Source organism: Clostridium chromiireducens (genome assembly GCF_003575225.1).
Taxonomy (GTDB): Bacteria; Bacillota; Clostridia; order Clostridiales; family Clostridiaceae; genus Clostridium; species Clostridium chromiireducens.
Window position 1 is genome coordinate 1,289,904 of sequence record NZ_QXDJ01000001.1, and the last position, 17,306, is coordinate 1,307,209.

General features: G+C 28.1%; 16 protein-coding genes, 2 tRNA genes, 1 rRNA gene and 1 pseudogene. 8 read left to right on the forward strand and 12 right to left on the reverse strand.

The window, feature by feature from the left end:
- Positions 1 to 177: 177 nt before the first annotated feature.
- The gene (locus D2A34_RS05115) at positions 178 to 1,410 is read right to left on the reverse strand and encodes a C40 family peptidase (protein ID WP_079437934.1); all 1,233 of its coding nucleotides are present in this window, start codon (positions 1,408 to 1,410) and stop codon (positions 178 to 180) included.
- Between the two features lie 342 nt (positions 1,411 to 1,752).
- On the opposite strand from D2A34_RS05115, the gene D2A34_RS05120 reads away from it, so the two are divergent.
- Both D2A34_RS05120 and D2A34_RS05125 read left to right on the forward strand, forming a co-directional pair.
- A tRNA-Pro gene (locus D2A34_RS05120) sits at positions 1,753 to 1,828 on the forward strand.
- Positions 1,829 to 2,014: 186 nt separating this feature from the next.
- Positions 2,015 to 2,659 carry an HAD family hydrolase gene (locus tag D2A34_RS05125; protein WP_079437933.1) on the forward strand — a complete coding sequence of 215 codons (645 nt, stop codon included), beginning with the start codon at positions 2,015 to 2,017 and terminating at the stop codon, positions 2,657 to 2,659.
- A gap of 479 nt (positions 2,660 to 3,138) precedes the next feature.
- Here D2A34_RS05125 and D2A34_RS05130 read toward each other — a convergent pair whose 3' ends face one another.
- Complete coding sequence (locus tag D2A34_RS05130; RefSeq protein WP_079437932.1) at positions 3,139 to 3,885, reverse strand: peptidylprolyl isomerase; 747 nt, start codon at positions 3,883 to 3,885, stop codon at positions 3,139 to 3,141.
- Between the two features lie 182 nt (positions 3,886 to 4,067).
- Here D2A34_RS05130 and D2A34_RS05135 point away from each other — a divergent pair, with 182 nt between their 5' ends.
- Together D2A34_RS05135 and D2A34_RS05140 are read left to right on the forward strand one after the other, a co-directional pair.
- On the forward strand, positions 4,068 to 4,745 hold the full coding sequence (locus tag D2A34_RS05135; RefSeq protein ID WP_079437931.1) for a uracil-DNA glycosylase: 678 nt from the start codon (positions 4,068 to 4,070) through the stop codon (positions 4,743 to 4,745).
- Between the two features lie 204 nt (positions 4,746 to 4,949).
- On the forward strand, positions 4,950 to 5,360 hold the full coding sequence (locus tag D2A34_RS05140) for a DUF3785 family protein (RefSeq protein ID WP_079437930.1): 411 nt from the start codon (positions 4,950 to 4,952) through the stop codon (positions 5,358 to 5,360).
- Positions 5,361 to 5,488: 128 nt separating this feature from the next.
- Here the strand turns inward: D2A34_RS05140 and D2A34_RS05145 are convergent.
- The 3 genes from D2A34_RS05145 to D2A34_RS05155 form a co-directional block, all read right to left on the reverse strand.
- A tRNA-Phe gene (locus tag D2A34_RS05145) sits at positions 5,489 to 5,564 on the reverse strand.
- Positions 5,565 to 5,569: 5 nt separating this feature from the next.
- Positions 5,570 to 5,686 (reverse strand): 5S ribosomal RNA (rrf, locus tag D2A34_RS05150).
- 423 nt (positions 5,687 to 6,109) lie between these two features.
- Entirely contained in the window at positions 6,110 to 6,418 is a 309-nt protein-coding gene (locus tag D2A34_RS05155; RefSeq protein WP_079437929.1) for a 2Fe-2S ferredoxin, read from the reverse strand.
- Positions 6,419 to 6,733: 315 nt separating this feature from the next.
- Here D2A34_RS05155 and D2A34_RS05160 point away from each other — a divergent pair.
- Positions 6,734 to 6,820: pseudogene (locus D2A34_RS05160) on the forward strand (NAD-dependent protein deacylase); the annotation flags it as partial.
- Positions 6,821 to 6,914: 94 nt separating this feature from the next.
- Here D2A34_RS05160 and D2A34_RS27125 read toward each other — a convergent pair.
- The gene (locus D2A34_RS27125) at positions 6,915 to 9,386 is read right to left on the reverse strand and encodes a YecA family protein (protein ID WP_119365923.1); all 2,472 of its coding nucleotides are present in this window, start codon (positions 9,384 to 9,386) and stop codon (positions 6,915 to 6,917) included.
- A 134-nt stretch (positions 9,387 to 9,520) separates the two neighbouring features.
- Between D2A34_RS27125 and D2A34_RS05170 the strand changes: the two genes are divergently transcribed.
- A complete protein-coding gene (locus D2A34_RS05170; RefSeq protein ID WP_119365924.1) occupies positions 9,521 to 10,258 on the forward strand; it encodes an NAD-dependent protein deacylase in 738 nt (245 codons plus the stop codon).
- Between the two features lie 23 nt (positions 10,259 to 10,281).
- Here the strand turns inward: D2A34_RS05170 and D2A34_RS05175 are convergent, their stop codons facing one another.
- A complete protein-coding gene (locus D2A34_RS05175; protein ID WP_119365925.1) occupies positions 10,282 to 11,796 on the reverse strand; it encodes a recombinase family protein in 1,515 nt (504 codons plus the stop codon).
- Positions 11,797 to 12,017: 221 nt separating this feature from the next.
- On the opposite strand from D2A34_RS05175, the gene D2A34_RS05180 reads away from it, so the two are divergent.
- Positions 12,018 to 12,236, forward strand: a complete 219-nt coding sequence (locus D2A34_RS05180) for a DUF5348 domain-containing protein (protein ID WP_119365926.1) — start codon at positions 12,018 to 12,020, stop codon at positions 12,234 to 12,236.
- A gap of 184 nt (positions 12,237 to 12,420) precedes the next feature.
- Complete coding sequence (locus tag D2A34_RS05185) at positions 12,421 to 12,894, forward strand: hypothetical protein (protein ID WP_119365927.1); 474 nt, start codon at positions 12,421 to 12,423, stop codon at positions 12,892 to 12,894.
- Positions 12,895 to 12,931: 37 nt separating this feature from the next.
- On the opposite strand, the gene D2A34_RS05190 is transcribed toward D2A34_RS05185, so the two are convergent.
- The 5 genes from D2A34_RS05190 to D2A34_RS05210 form a co-directional block, all read right to left on the reverse strand.
- Positions 12,932 to 13,291, reverse strand: coding sequence for a hypothetical protein (locus D2A34_RS05190; RefSeq protein ID WP_119365928.1), 360 nt, complete (start codon positions 13,289 to 13,291; stop codon positions 12,932 to 12,934).
- 66 nt (positions 13,292 to 13,357) lie between these two features.
- The gene (locus D2A34_RS05195; RefSeq protein WP_119365929.1) at positions 13,358 to 13,891 is read right to left on the reverse strand and encodes an HK97 family phage prohead protease; all 534 of its coding nucleotides are present in this window, start codon (positions 13,889 to 13,891) and stop codon (positions 13,358 to 13,360) included.
- A 477-nt stretch (positions 13,892 to 14,368) separates the two neighbouring features.
- Positions 14,369 to 15,574 carry a phage portal protein gene (locus D2A34_RS05200; protein ID WP_119365930.1) on the reverse strand — a complete coding sequence of 402 codons (1,206 nt, stop codon included), beginning with the start codon at positions 15,572 to 15,574 and terminating at the stop codon, positions 14,369 to 14,371.
- 75 nt (positions 15,575 to 15,649) lie between these two features.
- Complete coding sequence (locus D2A34_RS05205) at positions 15,650 to 16,720, reverse strand: phage major capsid protein (protein WP_119365931.1); 1,071 nt, start codon at positions 16,718 to 16,720, stop codon at positions 15,650 to 15,652.
- 15 nt (positions 16,721 to 16,735) lie between these two features.
- Positions 16,736 to 16,954 carry a hypothetical protein gene (locus D2A34_RS05210; protein ID WP_119365932.1) on the reverse strand — a complete coding sequence of 73 codons (219 nt, stop codon included), beginning with the start codon at positions 16,952 to 16,954 and terminating at the stop codon, positions 16,736 to 16,738.
- Between the last annotated feature and the right edge of the window lie 352 nt (positions 16,955 to 17,306).

A 17,306-nucleotide genomic window follows, 5' to 3' on the forward strand; every position in this document is an offset into this window, starting at 1 on the left:
AAATGTGTTTAATTACACTTCATTAATTTGGATAATTAATTCTATCATATGAAAAATTATTACTAATCATACATTTCACATTATAGCATCACACATTAAATAAAAAAAGCCCTTCTGTGTGGTTACAGAAGGGCTTTAGCCTTAAATCAGATATTAACAACTAATTTCTTATGTCAACTACTTTACAATTCTTCTTCCTGCATAGAAACTATAAACAGGACCTACTTTAACTACATCTCCTGTTTGTGGTGCATGGATCATTTGCCCATTACCAACATATATACCAACATGGCCTGGATGAGTAAATACTAAATCTCCAGGTTGAAGATCACCTTGGCTAACTGCTTGTCCTTCATTGATTTGTGAATATGTTGTTCTTGATATATCAACTCCTGCAGCATTTTCATATACATATTGTGTAAATCCTGAACAATCGAATGTTGATACACCTGTTGCACCCCATTGATAAGGCTTTCCTAACTGAGCATATGCCGCATTTAAAATTGCCTGAGCATTTCCTGCTGATGGTACAGATACTTTTCCACCTCTACTTGGTTTAGATATTTTTGTTTCAGCCGCTTTTTTTGATGCTACTACTAATTTAGCCTTTTCTATCTTATCATTAATTTCATTAGTAACAATCTCACTCTTAATTTGATTATCTCTAATCCTTCTTAGTTGATCGATTGCCGCCTGAAGTTCTGCAGCTGAAGCATTTGAATTATTTAATGCATCTATTTGAGGCTTTATAAGATCTTTTTCAAGCTGTGATAAATATTGTGCATCAAAATTCTTCTTTTCTTCTTTAGCTTGAACAGCTAATGCTTCCTCTTCTTTTTTCTTTCCATCTAATTCATTTAAACTTGCTTTTATTTCTTTATTAAGTTTGTCTATTTCAACTTTTTTATCTTCCAAAGACTGTATCTTATTGTTTAATTCTTCTTTTTTACTTGTAATATCCTCTATTGCAGATTTATCTTTACCTATAATCTTGCTTACTGCCTCTGCTCTAGAAAAGAAATCACTTGTTGATTCTGATTCAAGTATAAAGTTCAAATAACTGAATTCTAAATCACCAGACATATACATTGCTTTAACTCTTTGTCCTAAAGCTAAATCCAACGTATTAATTTCCTTTTTGCATTGATCAATATCTTTTGTAGTATTATCAATGACATTATTAATACTTTTTATTTCCTTTGTGTTTTTATCCACCGTTAATTGTAGTGGCTCTATTTGTATATCTAAATCATAAATCTTATTCTGGATGTCTGATATCTTGCTTTCAATTTCTGCATATTTCTGTCTCGAATCACTTAACTGTTGATTATCTGGCGTCGCAAACGCTGGTACCGAATTACCTATAACGATTACGGTAGCTAACATAATAGCTAAAACTCTACTTCTCATCTATCATCGGTCTTTTAAAACCTTCCCTCCTCCATTTTTTCTAAATTACTACATAATTATAACACTTTCAGTAAAGATGGACAATTCGTCTATATGGCGAATACTTAGTTTATTCTAATAATATATATATATCGTCCGGATTCCCCTCTTTTTCTAAGTCATTCTTTACATTTCTTATTATAGCTCAATCATAACCTTTACATCAATAGTTATATTCCATTATTTTCAAAATATTTTTCCTTTTTATACCGAAGGACTATTTTTTTTATACTAAATTTAATCTCATATCCTAACTAAAAAACTTGACAATAACTATACTTGATCATATAATTATAAATATATCGGGGTGTGGCGCAGCTGGGAGCGCGCGTGGTTTGGGACCATGAGGTCGCAGGTTCAATCCCTGTCACCCCGACCAAGAATATAATTAAAAATTCTTATAACTTAAGGAAAAATCCTTAAGTTTTTTTATTTACTATTTTTAATATTACACATTCAAAATAGTACAATTTTATTTTACCACTTATGATAATATACGATGCTAACTATCCTATAAGATTCAGATAAGTAATAAAACTATACCAAACAAATTTAGGAGGTTTCCATGTTAACTAATATAAAAGGCGTAATATTTGATTTAGATGGCACTTTAGTGGATTCCATGTGGGTTTGGTCCCAAATTGATGTTGATTATCTTCAAATGAAAGGCCATTCTATGCCTGACGACTTAAGAAACGAGATTGAGCATTTAAGCTTTCAGCAGACCGCTGTCTATTTCAAAAAAAGATTTAACATTGACGATTCAATTGAGAAAATATTAATTGATTGGCACAATATGGCGTTTAATCATTATTCTAATAATGTTAAACTTAAATTAGGTGTAAAAGAGTTTTTGGATCACTTAAAATCTTTAAATATAAAAATTGCTCTAGCTACTAGTAACTCTATTCCCCTATTAGAATCCTGCTTAAAAAATAATGGGATATATGCTTATTTTGATTCAATTACAACTACAGATGAAGTTACCAAAGGTAAAAACTTTCCTGATGTCTACCTACTAGCAGCAACTAAGTTAGGAATTAATCCTGAGGATTGTCTAGTATTTGAAGATATACTTCCAGCAATGCAAGGAGCAAAGGCTGCCAACATGAAAGTAATTGCAGTAAATGATTATGAATGCTCCGCTCCTAAGGACGAGCTTCTTAAATATGCCGATAAATATATTGATTCTTTTCTAGATTTACTGTAAAAGTTCACCTATTGAAAGGTATTGTGTAGTACCGAAATATAGAATGATGATACTTTAAGTTTACTTATAATCAACCGAAATGGAATATATTTATACAGGTATTTTTATATTTCTCTAGCTACGATACCTTTAAGGAATTAATATTCAAGACTTTTCATATAGTTTATATATTTATAATACAATACTCATATATTCTTTAATATGTATATGTGAAATACTTAAAGTGATAGCAAAACAAAGAAAGAGAATACATATATGTGGAACAGGCATTGAAAAATAAGCTGCTGCATATCTTAACGGGAAGTTGTTCCACGTCTGCCTGTCCTGTGCTTGTCACAGGAACACGCAGACGTGGGTACAACTTTCCATTTAGATATGCTCAGCGAAATTTTTCATAGCTCTGTGGAACATATATGTATTCTCTTTCGGTTGTTCATTGCTTCACTTTAAGTTCTTCACAATACCTTTTGTATATGGATTTACTTTCTTTCTACTCCATATTTTCCTTCTAACTCTTTTAGTATTTGATCATATTTCTTATGTTGGTTTTCTTTTATTAATTGATTTAAAACATCGTCCTTAACTTCATCAAAACTTTTAACTGATGCTTCATTTTTTGCATCTACTAATACTAAATGATATCCGAATTGAGTCTTAACTGGTTCAGTTATCACACCTATTTCTGCTGTAAAAGCAGCTTCTTCAAATTCTGGAACCATCATTCCTTTTGAAAATTCGCCTAAACTTCCACCTTGTTGGTTCGATGGACACATTGAATATTTCATCGAAGCATCACCAAAAGATATCTTACCACTTAAAATTTCTTCTTTTGCTTTATTAGCTTCTTCTTCTGTTTCAACTAATATATGTCTAGCAGCAACTGTTGCTGGTTGACCAAAAGATTCGTTATTATCTTCATAATACTTTTTAACTTCTTCATCTGTAACAGTAACATCACCTAATACTTTATTTATTGCCATTGAAGTTATAACTTCTTTTGATATATTCTCCATAGCTTCTTTATATTCTTGTGTTTTATCTAATTCTATTTCTTTTCCAAATTTATTCATTAACTCAAATGAGATTAATTGTTCTATTAATTGATTTCTTTTTGCTTCATTTTGTAGAGCCCCTCTTTGTTCTTGAGGATATCTTGAGATTATCGCATTTAAGTCTTTTTCTGTTATTTCATTTCCTGCTGCAATAGCTAATACCTTATTTTCCATGTAAATTCTCCTTTATATACTTATTTTTTATATTACTTAACATTTTGTTATATACCTTTCATTTTAACAGTATCTGCCGTGACTAACAATAATATAACTAAATAAATTTGAAATTTACATAGTGAAAGATACATTGTACATAAACTTGTAATAAAATGTTATAATAATTATTGGGTGATGTTATGTCTGAAATATTAAAAAACGATTGGAATAATTATTTAGAATCTGAATTCCAAAAAGACTATTATATTAATCTCAGAAAATTTTTAGTAAATGAATATAACTCTAAAGTTATATATCCTAATATGTATGATCTTTTTAATGCACTTCATTTTACACCTTATAAAAATGTCAAAGTTGTTATACTTGGTCAAGATCCCTACCATGGTCCAAATCAAGCACACGGATTAAGTTTTTCTGTTAATCCCGGTGTGAAAGCACCACCATCTTTAATTAATATATATAAAGAATTACATACTGATTTAGGTTGTTATATTCCAAACAATGGATATCTCAAAAGGTGGGCCGATCAAGGTGTTTTATTATTGAATACAGTACTTACAGTTAGAGCCGGAGAAGCTAATTCTCATAAGAATAAGGGTTGGGAGGAGTTCACTAACAAAATCATTGAAATTTTAAATAAAAAAGATACTCCTATAGTCTTTATTCTTTGGGGGAATAATGCCATTTCAAAAACTAGCTTAATTACTAATTCTAAGCATTACATAATAAAATCTGTTCATCCTAGTCCATTATCAGCAGCAAGAGGATTCTTTGGCAGCAAACCTTTTTCAAAAACAAATGAATTCCTCATATCTACAAACCAAGCACCAATTGATTGGCAAATTGAAAATATATAAAAATATAACATAAAGTAAATCTGTTTACTTTATGTTATTCTTTATAATATGCTCACATGTATGAGAAAAAATATTAAGGGCTGCACTAATAACTAATTTATTTAGTGTATAATGATTATATGGAAACTCAATTAAGTATCTTGGCTTAGTAAGCTTGAGTATCCAAATATAAAATCTAGACTCTAGTCTTAGGAGGATTATTTTATGGATTATAAATTTACCTATGATAATAAAGAATACATACTAACACAAAATAATTGTGACGGAATATTTTTTGCTGACGAAAGCGAAGTTAATGGCTTATCAGTAGATATGGTCTTAAATGCTTTAAACGAAGGCGAAGAAGTAAGTTTTTCAAATGAATATTATGCTGATAAATGTTCCTGCGATGCTCAAGAACAAATAAATAAATCATATCGTTATCTCGAATACCACTATTACATTTATACAAAGGATAATGAGTATATAATTAATACTATTAGTAATGAATACAAAAATACATCTTTCAACAAACTTTTTGGCTTAGGCAAAATTGATGATAGCTATATAGTTAGCGTAACAGTGTGTCCTAGCTGTGGTAACTACTCTATAAATGTTGAACAATGTACGGTTTAATATTCCTTAACACCTAAAAAATTAATAAGTGCTATTTAGAAGTGCAATCTTGCTATTCTAAATGTCACTTATTTCAGACATTATTCTAAAAATAAAAAGCACTAACTTTAAGTTAGTGCTTTTTATTTTGGTGGCTCGAACTGGAATCGAACCAGTGACACGAGGATTTTCAGTCCTCTGCTCTACCGACTGAGCTATCGAGCCATATTACCTGGCAACGTCTTATTCTTCCACACAGTCTCCCATGCAGTACCATCAGCGCTGTAGACCTTAACTTTCCTGTTCGGAATGGGAAGGAGTGTTACCTCTACGCCGTCATCACCAGATACAAGTAGTATTATATCGAGATATGGATATTATGTCAACACATTTCTCAAATTTTTTTAATAATTTTTTCAAATCAAAAGTACATTCTTCATGCACTACATATTAAATCACTAATTTTATCTTAAATATATAAAAAATTAACGCCAGTACATTTTGTGCATCATATCTTAACTAAATTAATACAGCAAACTTCTATATCTTTTAATTAAGCTAATTTATCATTATTTATTATTTGATGTTAAAATATATTTTTGATTATATATTGCAACTAGAAATATTGAAATTATCTCTACTATAAATTTTTCTAATAAACTAAAAAAGAGAGGCATGTATACCTCTTCTTTCCATTTAGATTGAGCATATATGTAAAATGTAAGCAATTTCATACTTAGACTTCTTTCTTTATATGCAAAATAGATTCTTTAGATAACTAATTCTTCTACTACTTTTCCACCTTCAATATGTTCATCCATAATTCTTTCAACATCGTCAATAGTTACATTTCCGTACCAAGTACCTTCTGGATAAACCACTACGATTGGTCCTTTGTTACATACTCCTAAGCATCCAGTGTTAGTAACCATTACTTCATTTATTAGATCCCTATCCTCGACTTCTTCCATAAACTTTTGCACAACCTTTACCGAATCTTTACTGAAGCACATTCCCTTTTGCATTCCATTAACTCTACAGCTTGCACAAACAAAAATATGATGTTTTAAACTAATCATTTTACTTCCCCTCTTTCTTAAACTAATATTTATATTTTCCTCCATATTGTCAAAATCTAAGTACTAAATAACTAAAAATAACAAAATTGAGGTAAACATCATTTTATGATAAATTCTTTTCTTTTTTCAGTTTTAATTGTATTAATTTTTTACACTAAACTTTTTATTATTTTTTCCATTTTATCATCAAATGTTTAATTTAGCAATTATTTTTAGAGAAATATATCTATTTTATCTTTTCCAATAATTGTGCAATAATAAAATTAATAACCGGTATTTTAAAGAATTAAAATAAATCATAATTGGAGGTTTTTTATGAGTATTGAAAAATTATCAAAGATTTTAAAGGAAAGTAATAACATAGTTTTCTTCGGCGGAGCTGGTATTAGCACTGAAAGTAATAACAAATTCCTTTTTATATAAATATAAAAGCATATAAAATACTCTGCTAGTACTTATATGCTTTCTGATACTTCTATTTTTAAAAATTTAAAATCTATTTATCATGACAGTTTTTATATTTCTTACCACTTCCACAAGGACATAAATCATTTCTTCCTATCTTTTTTATATTATTACGTTTCTTATATGTTTCTATTCTAGATAACGCAAATTTTTCACCCATTTGCATCATTGCCTCTAATTCCTCAGTTTTTATATTGCTAGGTTCATAAAACTTAAATTTTACATCATTTAAATTCATCTTATCCCCATAAAATAAATTTAATTCTACTCTATAGTCATCATGCAATTCTAGCATAGTTGATTTTGTATAATCACTAGTTAGTTTTTCAGGCATATCTTCTATATCAGGTTGATGACAAAATACGCAAATAGGTATTGCTCTTAATCCGAGTGGAATGACTCTATTAATTTCTTTTCCTCGTGTAATTGCTTGATTAATTCCATCAGCAAATTGATTTTTTTCATCACTAGAAAAATCTAATAAAAAATTTGCTAATCTGGATTTTTCATTTAAATCAGACACATCTAAAAGATTAATTATATCATTAAATTCTTTAGGAAAACTTTGAATTGGTTTTTCTACTTCAAATTCACTATTAATTAAAGAACCAAAATACTCATCAAGTCTTTCTCTATATCCAAGTGCAAATAAGTGACTATTTTCTTTATTCTCATACATTTTTGAATATATGTTATTTTCTATATACATTCCTAAGTGATCTAATTCATCATTTAAATATAACGCTTTGTTCTGTGTTGCTAATTTACGCTGCTTTAAATAATGCAAAAAGATTAATGGAGATTCAAAGTAATCTGTATATATTCTAAAGTCATCTATTGAAAGTGCTATTGTGTTCTTATTTATTTGTAAAAATTTTAATTTTTCAATTTTAGAACAAAATTCATTAAAATTATCTAGTGTCACACACATTAATGTGACCTCATTGAAATTGTTTAAAGATATTTCACATTTTTCACTCTTATCTTTATTATAAAGCTTAACTATATCTGATGATTTTAAATACTCTAAAGTCCGTCCTGCTTGTCCGTCAGCTTTTTCTACTAATGTCTTTAAAGAATTTATATGTGATTCAATATCTACTATAGGAGCCCTGTAAGTATATGAGCCAGCTTTCACCTCAACTATTATTAAGTTATCATCATATATCACTAATAAATCATTTTCTGCACATTGTTTTAACGACCCATTTTTAGGATAATAGTTCGATATATATGTTTTACAGCCAGGCAAAACCTTCTTAAATAAATCATCTACTATTTTTTCTGTAACTTCATTCTGTCTGCTTATCCATAAATCAGCATATGCTGAATCTTTTCCTCTAAATAACTTTTGAATAACTCTATAGATATTATCAAATAAACTATAATAATCAAAACAATAATATTTCCCATCTATTTTTATAAATGGTTTCTTAAAAACAGGTAATTCAATTAGTGGCCATCCTGCATATTCATTACTACTATAGAAACTGTCATCTTCACCAATTCTAAATGATAAATCCTCCAATAATTCTATAGGCCAATTAGTTAACTTTTGTAAATCAAATTTTTCATATTCCTTTTTTTCATATTCTTTTTTACCATTTTTCTCTTGAGAATTTAATTCTAACTGAACCTTTTCTAAATCAAGTTTACTATTTTCTCTAAATTTTTTTATTAGTTCTTCTTCAGTATAACTTTCATTTATTGAAAGTTCACCATTTTTAAATTCTTCATACTTCATATACAATTCAAGCATCTGAGAAAATGCTTTATTTTCTTCTTCAAACATTTCTCCCAAATTAATCCTAGTTAAAGATTTCTGAATATTTGACAATCCGTTTATAAAATCATCAGTCGTTATTCCATACAATTTTTCAAACTCATCACTATGAACTTCTAATAACTCGTTTAAATGTGGTATTTCATATACTGGATATCTATCACCTCGGAAAAACATATTGGATTGGCTCTCCATTAAAAATTTTTCTTCTTCCTCATTAAATTCTTCAACATTATTTTCTCTCATTTTTGCAGTATGATACAAAAAATAAAACTGCATAATTGTATACAACTCATTGATTTTATCTGCTATCATTTCAAATTTCTTTATTTCTTCAACATCATCATTATTTTCATTTTTTATATATTTATTTTCAGTTGAAACAAGAACACTTTGTATATACTCTAGTTCTTTTCCTCTATGTATATTTTCCATTGATAATTGAAACTCTGATGTAATTCCAGTTAACGAACTCGTAAAATCAATATATGCATATTCTAGAATTTCTAGCGGATTACATTTTGAAACCAATTCTCTAATATCTTCTACTAATTTATTAACATTATTAATCATTTCATCATACTCGTTAGCCAACTCTTTTATAATTTTTTCATTTGCATTACTTTGTCCTTCATTTTCTATAGAAATTTCTTTTCCTCTTCTACTTACTTTCATTGACCCTAACTGAAAGCTTTCATCTATATAATCTCTTTTCTTCATTTTTTCACCCTCTTCACTATAATTTTAACATATTAAAGAATAAAAGTTATATTTTATAATATCAACTGTGTAATTTATTTTTTTATTTATTTATGTAATAATAAGACTATCAAAAAAGTTACGGAGATGATTTCATGATTACTGAAATAGAAAAGTTAACTCAAATTCTAAAAGAAAGTAACAACATAGTTTTCTTTGGCGGAGCCGGAGTATCGACCGCCTCAAAAATCCCAGATTTCAGAAGTTCTAATGGCTTATTTAGTCAAAAGCTTAATGCTACATTTACTCCAGAGCAATTAGTATCCCATACTTTTTATATGAGATATCCAGAAGAATTTTTTGAATTCTATAAAGATAAACTTATATATCCAAATGCAAAACCTAATAATGCACATATTGCATTAGCTAAACTTGAACAAATTGGTAAGCTAAAAGCTATTGTTACACAAAATATAGATGGATTACATCAAATGGCTGGTTCTAAAAATGTCTTTGAATTACATGGGTCAGTTCATAGAAACTACTGTACTAAATGTCACTCTTTCTATGATGCTGAATTTATTTTAAAGTCTGAAAGTATTCCAACTTGCACTAAATGTGGAGGGCGAGTTAAACCCGATGTAGTTCTTTATGAGGAAGGGCTAGATGATGATGTTATCAATGGATCAGTTCGTGCTATTTCTGAAGCTGATACACTTATTATAGGAGGAACTTCTTTAGTCGTTTACCCTGCCGCAGGACTTATAAACTACTTTAAAGGCAAAAACCTTATACTTATAAATAAAAGTACTACATCTGCTGATAATAAGGCAAATTTAGTTATTAATGATGATATTGATAGAGTTCTTTTCAAAGCGGTTAGTGAACTATAAACATTGAAGAGTAGGAACATATTCTACTCTTCTAATATTATAAATTGACCATAGTATTCTTTTATAGGTAAAAAGTCATTAAACATAACTTCCCTAACAAATGAATTATATCTATTCTTAATTATATCCTGTATCTTATCTACTTTGATATATTCAATCTTTCTAAACAATTCTTGAGGATTCTCTTCCAATAAGACTTCATAATTATCTAATATCTTGTTATAATCTTTTTTCAAGGAATTTAATTTTATTATATTTAACTGCTTATTGCTGATATCTTCTAGTAAATTTACATATTTATCATAATTACTTTTAAATTCAGCTCTGCTTTCTATATATTCTTCTTCTGTTATATCTCCCATGATATAAAGTTTTTTTAATCTCTCCATCTTTTGTTTTAATGGCTCTAGCTTTAATTCTATAGACTCTTTATCTTCTATTTCTATATTACTTATGGCTAAATCTATTTTAAATTTTAATGTGTCCCTAATAGCTTTTAATCCGTATTCTGATTTAAGATACTTTATTATTGTTTTTTCTGAAATTCCTTTCATATCACATTTATGAGGTTCATTATGTGATAATCTGCATTTCCATAAATCTGAATTAGGTCTTATATTAGCCTGTTTATGAAAAAACTTTGTACCACATTTACAACAAATAATCTTTGAACTTAATGCATAAGTTTGATTATTTATTCCTCTAGTGCCACACTTCCTTGATTTCTTAATTTCTTGACATTCTTTCCATAAATCCAAACTAATAATTGGAGTTATTCTGTCAGACTCAAATATTTCAAGTTCTTCTATTGGCTTTTTCTTTTTAGTGCCTTCAATATATTTATTATAAAAGTTATATCCAGCATATCTTGGATTGTCTATTATATCTTTTACTCTTGATTGTGTAAAATTATATAAAGCAGCCAATTTTCTTAGCGAATCCCCCTCTTTATATTTATTAAATATTTCTACTACTATCTTACTTTCGTCATTAGGAACTAAAGTATTACTTTCAGACATATAGTCCATTCCAAAGAAAGTACTATTAATATGAAGATACCCTTCTTTTCTTGCCCGTTCTAGTCCATGTATTACTTTTTGTTGTACTTGTTTTGAATAATTCTCGTCTAACAGAAAAAGTAAATCTAAAGTCAAAGATAAATCTTTCGCATTTGAAAATTTACCCAAGTCATCAAACCATATGGCAACATTCTTTTTATGAAGTATTTCTATTATTTGCTTAACTTCTACAATGTTACGTCCAAATCTACTTGTATTTGCAACAATAATATTTTCATACATTGGAGTTCTATCTGTTTCTATAAAGATAGGTTGATTATTATTAAAAGTAATTTCAACGCCACAATCATTAAGTAACTGTTGCATTTCAGGTCTTTTCTTTAAATATCTACCTGTAGTTTTTTCTGCATATATTTGGACTATTTCAAATTGTTCATTTTGATATTTTTGTTGAAGCTCATAGCTTGTATTTTGGTCATCATGGGTTGTACTAACTCTACAATATAATGCTGACTTCATATGTTTATCACTCCGTTACTTGATTTATATAAATCCAGTATACCATATTATTTATTCAAATATAGTATATATTATTATGTATTTTCGACATATTATTTACTTATTTTACCAGTTTTGATATAATATTATTATACAAATTAAATAATCATATCTTTTTATACCCAGTCATTCTTGTACTTTCTGTACCGACTGTACTATCAAAATAAAGTGAGGTGAATTACGTGACTAAAGACTTTTTAAAACCATCGAAATGGACAAATGGAAGGTGGTGCATAGGGAATAATGAATTATCTTGTGGATACCCAATTTCAGTGAAAATAAAAAACAGATGGGTTCAAGGTAGAGTTGAACATACTGGGAAATCTTATTATTTCTTGAGTGATAACTTCAGAATAGATTTATCAGAAAATTTATATACAAGAGATGATTACAAAAAATAAAAGAGCAATATCACTTGGAATGATACCACTCTAACTCGCACTTAAAGTATATCATTCCTTGATGGTAATTTCAAGGAGGAAAACATGAACATTAAAATATTACAACGATATATTGAGGTATGTAAACAATATGGATTTGAACCAAACTGGACTGATTTGAATAAGTTCAAGGAGGTTTGCTAAGATGTTTGAGATATACATTTACAACTTAGGTACATATAACACGATATATACCTCAGTTACTAATTTAGATGAATTGGAAGATGAAATATTTAAGGCTACAAATCATGGAATGAATGATTATGAAGTAGGAATATTAGATTATCCTTATGATTTTAAAGTAAATGACTTACATACACTATTTAAAATAGCAGAAGACTATCAAACAAGAATTGAAGATGTTGGAGCATTATTGCATTGTTTCAGTGATAATGAGGTAATCGAAATATTAGAAAAAGGGAAATTCTACACCATAGTTGATAGTGATAATGAAGTTAATGCTTTTGAAGAATATGCTAACGAATATGATATTATTGAAATTCCACCACATCTAGAAAATTACATCGATTATAAAAGTATGATGATTGATTGGCAACATAATGGACTAGCAGTTGAACATATAGGAAATGGACAATATTTAATTGTTGATACTTGGTAAAAATAAGTAGATGAAAATTTCATCTACTTATTTTGAACTATCTGTTTCTGTTCCATCTAAAAGTAAAGTACCTATCTCTAAATACTTTATAACTATTTATGATAGTTATTATATCAGATGTAGATATAGCAGATATCACTTGATTTAACAGATTACTCATTGAAGTTCTATCGTTATCAGATACAGAGCAATTATTAAATATTTCATTATTGAATATTGCTATAGCATATCCTGTGCCAATTTTAACTTCAGTAAAATAATTTATATCTCCACTTTCAGCCAATCTAAATATATCAGCTTCAGCTAATCCAGCTAAATCACCACTTCTATCAATCATGTTGTCAGAATTTATACTAAATGCGCCTCTAACAAAGCCTTCGTAATTCATTGCACTCATTTTACTTCCTCCTTTCTTCAATATTCTATCTTATTATACCAATTATAGTTGTTTAAGGAAATAAACTTACTTGATTTTTTCCAATTCAAGCTTTTTCTTCATTATATCTATTTTATTATATGGCACTTCAATATTTCTACATTCAGCATATCCACCATTATAAGCAGGTTCTTTGTTCATTAATATAGATATTTCAAATAATTCCATTTCATTTACTGTTCTTTTTATTCCATTCCACGTATCATTTAGACATCTAAATCCAAATGATATGCCTTTTGAACCATATGCTTTAATGCTTTCATATAGCTTTTTAGCCTTATCTGATAATGTAGCAATAGCATATACACCATCTTCTCTAACTTGAAGTTCCATATTTTCAGCTATATTGACATATGGTAAATGGTCAATGAATAACTCTATATTATTATTTTCATCAATAGCTCTTTTCCATGTTTCTAGTGGTACATTTTCAATGAACTTTCCGTTCTTACCAGTTAAAATTTTACTATCTCTATAGTCATTTACTAATATCTCAAGTTGATATGAACCATTTTCTAGTTCTCTAATTTCTATGTCATTTTGTAAATATTGTCTTTCCACTTTTAATCAAATCCTTTCTTGTATACTTAAATCAAATAAGTCAATTGGGTCATGTGCTATACAAAGAACTGGTCTTACTGTTACCAGTAGTTGTGATTTTTTTGTTTCAGATAGGCCGGTATACTTCTCCAACCACTTAAAACACGTTGAGTTTTTAAATTTATAGAATACTAAATTAATAAATATATTAATTTAAAATGTTTCTAGAGTTTAATTTTCTACCACAATGTATGTTGTTGTAATGATTAAACTAATATTTATAACTCTGATATATCTGTATGACACCAGTTTGCACTCTAAAGACACTTAAACTAATGTTAATGTATCTTTATTATTAAATAATTTTAAATACCTTAGAGTGCCTTTTAGTGTTATCAATAACAGTTCTTCGTTAAATAAAACCATATCTCCCAATAAATAAAATCAAACATTTTAATCGTTCGTATTACTGCCTTTAATGGATATAGAAATATCTCTTTAACTATCTGCATTATCTGTATTTCCATTATTGTTTATAGTTTGTCCAAGATTTAAGATAGTTGTATTCCACTTACTATCAACTAAAACGTTACCTAATGATAATAGCAACTTATCTCCTGTTTCACATTCAGTAAAAAAATTAGGTAAATCAAGGATTTGTCTGCCCTCATTTACAGTCATAATACCGCTTTTTATTGCATTAGCTATCATAGTATATAATTCACCCGTTGATGGTCTTAATAATTCACTTATATCCGTCCTAAAATAATATCCATCACGTTTTTCTATTTCTAATAAAATAGACTTATTGATAGAACTTTCTATAACATTAATTATTGGACTTAAAGTTCTCTTTAGAAACTCGTCATCTGATTTAATATTATGAAGTCCAAATAGTCTTTCAACATCTTTAATGAATTGTTCTTTCATTTCAATTGCTTGTAAATTAACTAAATTTACATCTATCGATTGAAAATCTAAACCTTCTTCAAGAATAACTGTTTTACCAGCATTTGAACCACCTGAATATAAAGATGTCCATGATTCTCTTAGACGATCGATAATTGGTTGTGTTAATCTATTAGGTGATTTTAATAATCCTAAAGGTCTTGCAACGTTCTTTAATCCACTTTCTAATGTCCTATCATGTTCTATCATTAATCTCAATAAACTTTCAGAATTTAAAACACCAACATTACTATATTCAATAATTAAAAAATCAGTAGCATGTTTCTTTAATGCTCTGTTATTTAATGTGAAATGAATTTCTTTATCTACAATTATTCCATCATCATTTATATAATCTTTAATAGTTACTGTCTTATAGTCTATGTGGTGAATACCAGCAATTTTATTGCCTTGTCTTTGAATATAGTTGTAGCTTTTACCGTATAGCAATAAATCTCTAACTATTTGATATTTAAACTTATATGCAGTATCAAAATCATTATTTTCTTCATTTAATAAAAAATTTCTATAATCTGAATTTAATTTTGTTACTGATAAATCTGTATTTTCTTTATATAAGTAGAGTGGTAACTGTGCTATTCCACCAGCTATTTTATGAATGCTTTCATGTACTGATGGTAACTTTTCTACTATTTTTTCATCTATATAAACTCTATTAGCATTATTTTGAAATATTTCTGCTAATGACTCATTAAAATTACGTTCTTCATTGTCTCTATTTTTGAAAAACCACATTTACTTATTCCTCCCCCTTTGAATAAAAAAATAAAGGGTAGAAATTAATCTACCCTCAAAACATTATGTAAAGTTCTATTTAAGAACTTTTACAGCTTGTTTATTTACTAAAGCTACATCACCGTAAAATTCAACCATTACCCCTATTTGACCACTTGTAGCATACATTTCTTGTAATACTTGAATGTTAGTGTTTTCAGATAACTTTAATTTAACTGCTTCATTCACATTAGCAAGTACAACTTGTAATCCACTAATAGATGGAGTGATTTCAATTGCAACACCTAATATTTTATATGATGGTGTATCATTTATAATATCTCTAGTTACATAGAACTTACCATCAGCATCTTTTAATAAAGCTACTTTATTAAAAGTTTCCCTACTCATATAGAACTTAGCACCATTTAATAAAGAAGGATTCATTTCTACTATTAAATTTTGTAAATCATCTATTGTAATTGTATCTGCAACTGTTAAATTTACAGTTTCACCTGTTAGTAATCCACTTGTTAAATGTGAAACTGTACCGTCTGCAACAAATATCTCTTTTTCAAGTGTTCTTGCCATTCTCTTTGCAACAGTATTTATAATATAATCAACACCAACTGCTGGACTATTATTTAATAGATTTTTAGAAACTAAAACTAAATCCCCTATTCTGTGGTCTTTCATTATTACTTTTTCAAATGTCTTTATATCTGTAGGTGTAATAGTATCTGTTTCACCTAATACTTGTGCAAGACCATCTTCTTTTTCTACTAAAAATTCTAAATTTCCTATAGCTTGTACATATTGAGCATCAGCAACAACATTTGATACTTCATACAATTTTTCAACTATTTCATTTGCAATATTAGATGGCATTGCATTAGCATGAGTTGTACCATCAGCTCTAAATTCTCCACTTGATATACATTTCGCAAATTCTCTTTTTTCCATATTCGCATTATCCCCTTTTACTTCTGTATTGTTATCAATGTCTTTAAGTTGTTTATTAATCGCTCTTAGTTCATTTTCCAAAGCTTCATATTCAATCTCTTCTTGTTCTGAAATTGCTCTTTTTTCTGCTTCAACAGATTTCAAAAACTCGTCAGCTTTGCGAACGATTTCATTTTTCTTTTCAAGTAACTCTTTTTTATTCATTCTTACTACCTCCAATTATTTCTCTATATTGAATAAAATTCTTAAATCACAGTTTAAATATCTAAGAATTTTTATTAAATTTTCTTCATTTGGAATGCAATAAAGTCTAAAATTGTTCACACATGATGCTTTCACACCAATTTCTCTACCCATTTTTAAACAAGCATGAGATATTTTTGTTTCTCCTGTTCGTTCCAAAATGATTTTGTTTAAGTATTCTCTGTTCACTTTCATTTCCAGTACCTCCATAAATTTTATTTATTTTTTAAATAGATTAAATTCAAAAAATAAAGCAGCCACAATTAAGTGACTGCTTAGAAATTATTTTTATAAAGCATAGATATTTGAAACAAAATACACTGAAAGGAGTGTTGTGTATAATACCTATTAATCAAAATGAAGAATTTAAAAATTCAACTCTTTACCTATGCTTTATAAAAATAATTTAAAGTAATTGAAGACAAGAAATGCATTATAACTTGCCTTCGTGATTTAATATTGATTAAAAAACAACTTAAGAAAAATGTTGCAAAAAAATATTAAAAGAAATCAAAGAAATAGCTCAATACTTGGTTTGCAATATTTT

Excerpts from the sequence above, each read along its gene's own strand:
- D2A34_RS05115 (WP_079437934.1), bottom strand. The coding sequence starts at position 1,410 with ATGAGAAGTAGAGTTTTAGCTATTATGTTAGCTACCGTAATCGTTATA.
- D2A34_RS05125 (WP_079437933.1), top strand. The coding sequence starts at position 2,015 with ATGTTAACTAATATAAAAGGCGTAATATTTGATTTAGATGGCACTTTA.
- D2A34_RS05130 (WP_079437932.1), bottom strand. The coding sequence starts at position 3,885 with ATGGAAAATAAGGTATTAGCTATTGCAGCAGGAAATGAAATAACAGAA.
- D2A34_RS05135 (WP_079437931.1), top strand. The coding sequence starts at position 4,068 with ATGTCTGAAATATTAAAAAACGATTGGAATAATTATTTAGAATCTGAA.
- D2A34_RS05140 (WP_079437930.1), top strand. The coding sequence starts at position 4,950 with ATGGATTATAAATTTACCTATGATAATAAAGAATACATACTAACACAA.
- D2A34_RS05155 (WP_079437929.1), bottom strand. The coding sequence starts at position 6,418 with ATGATTAGTTTAAAACATCATATTTTTGTTTGTGCAAGCTGTAGAGTT.
- D2A34_RS27125 (WP_119365923.1), bottom strand. The coding sequence starts at position 9,386 with ATGAAGAAAAGAGATTATATAGATGAAAGCTTTCAGTTAGGGTCAATG.
- D2A34_RS05170 (WP_119365924.1), top strand. The coding sequence starts at position 9,521 with ATGATTACTGAAATAGAAAAGTTAACTCAAATTCTAAAAGAAAGTAAC.
- D2A34_RS05175 (WP_119365925.1), bottom strand. The coding sequence starts at position 11,796 with ATGAAGTCAGCATTATATTGTAGAGTTAGTACAACCCATGATGACCAA.
- D2A34_RS05185 (WP_119365927.1), top strand. The coding sequence starts at position 12,421 with ATGTTTGAGATATACATTTACAACTTAGGTACATATAACACGATATAT.
- D2A34_RS05190 (WP_119365928.1), bottom strand. The coding sequence starts at position 13,291 with ATGAGTGCAATGAATTACGAAGGCTTTGTTAGAGGCGCATTTAGTATA.
- D2A34_RS05200 (WP_119365930.1), bottom strand. The coding sequence starts at position 15,574 with ATGTGGTTTTTCAAAAATAGAGACAATGAAGAACGTAATTTTAATGAG.
- D2A34_RS05205 (WP_119365931.1), bottom strand. The coding sequence starts at position 16,720 with ATGAATAAAAAAGAGTTACTTGAAAAGAAAAATGAAATCGTTCGCAAA.
- D2A34_RS05210 (WP_119365932.1), bottom strand. The coding sequence starts at position 16,954 with ATGAAAGTGAACAGAGAATACTTAAACAAAATCATTTTGGAACGAACA.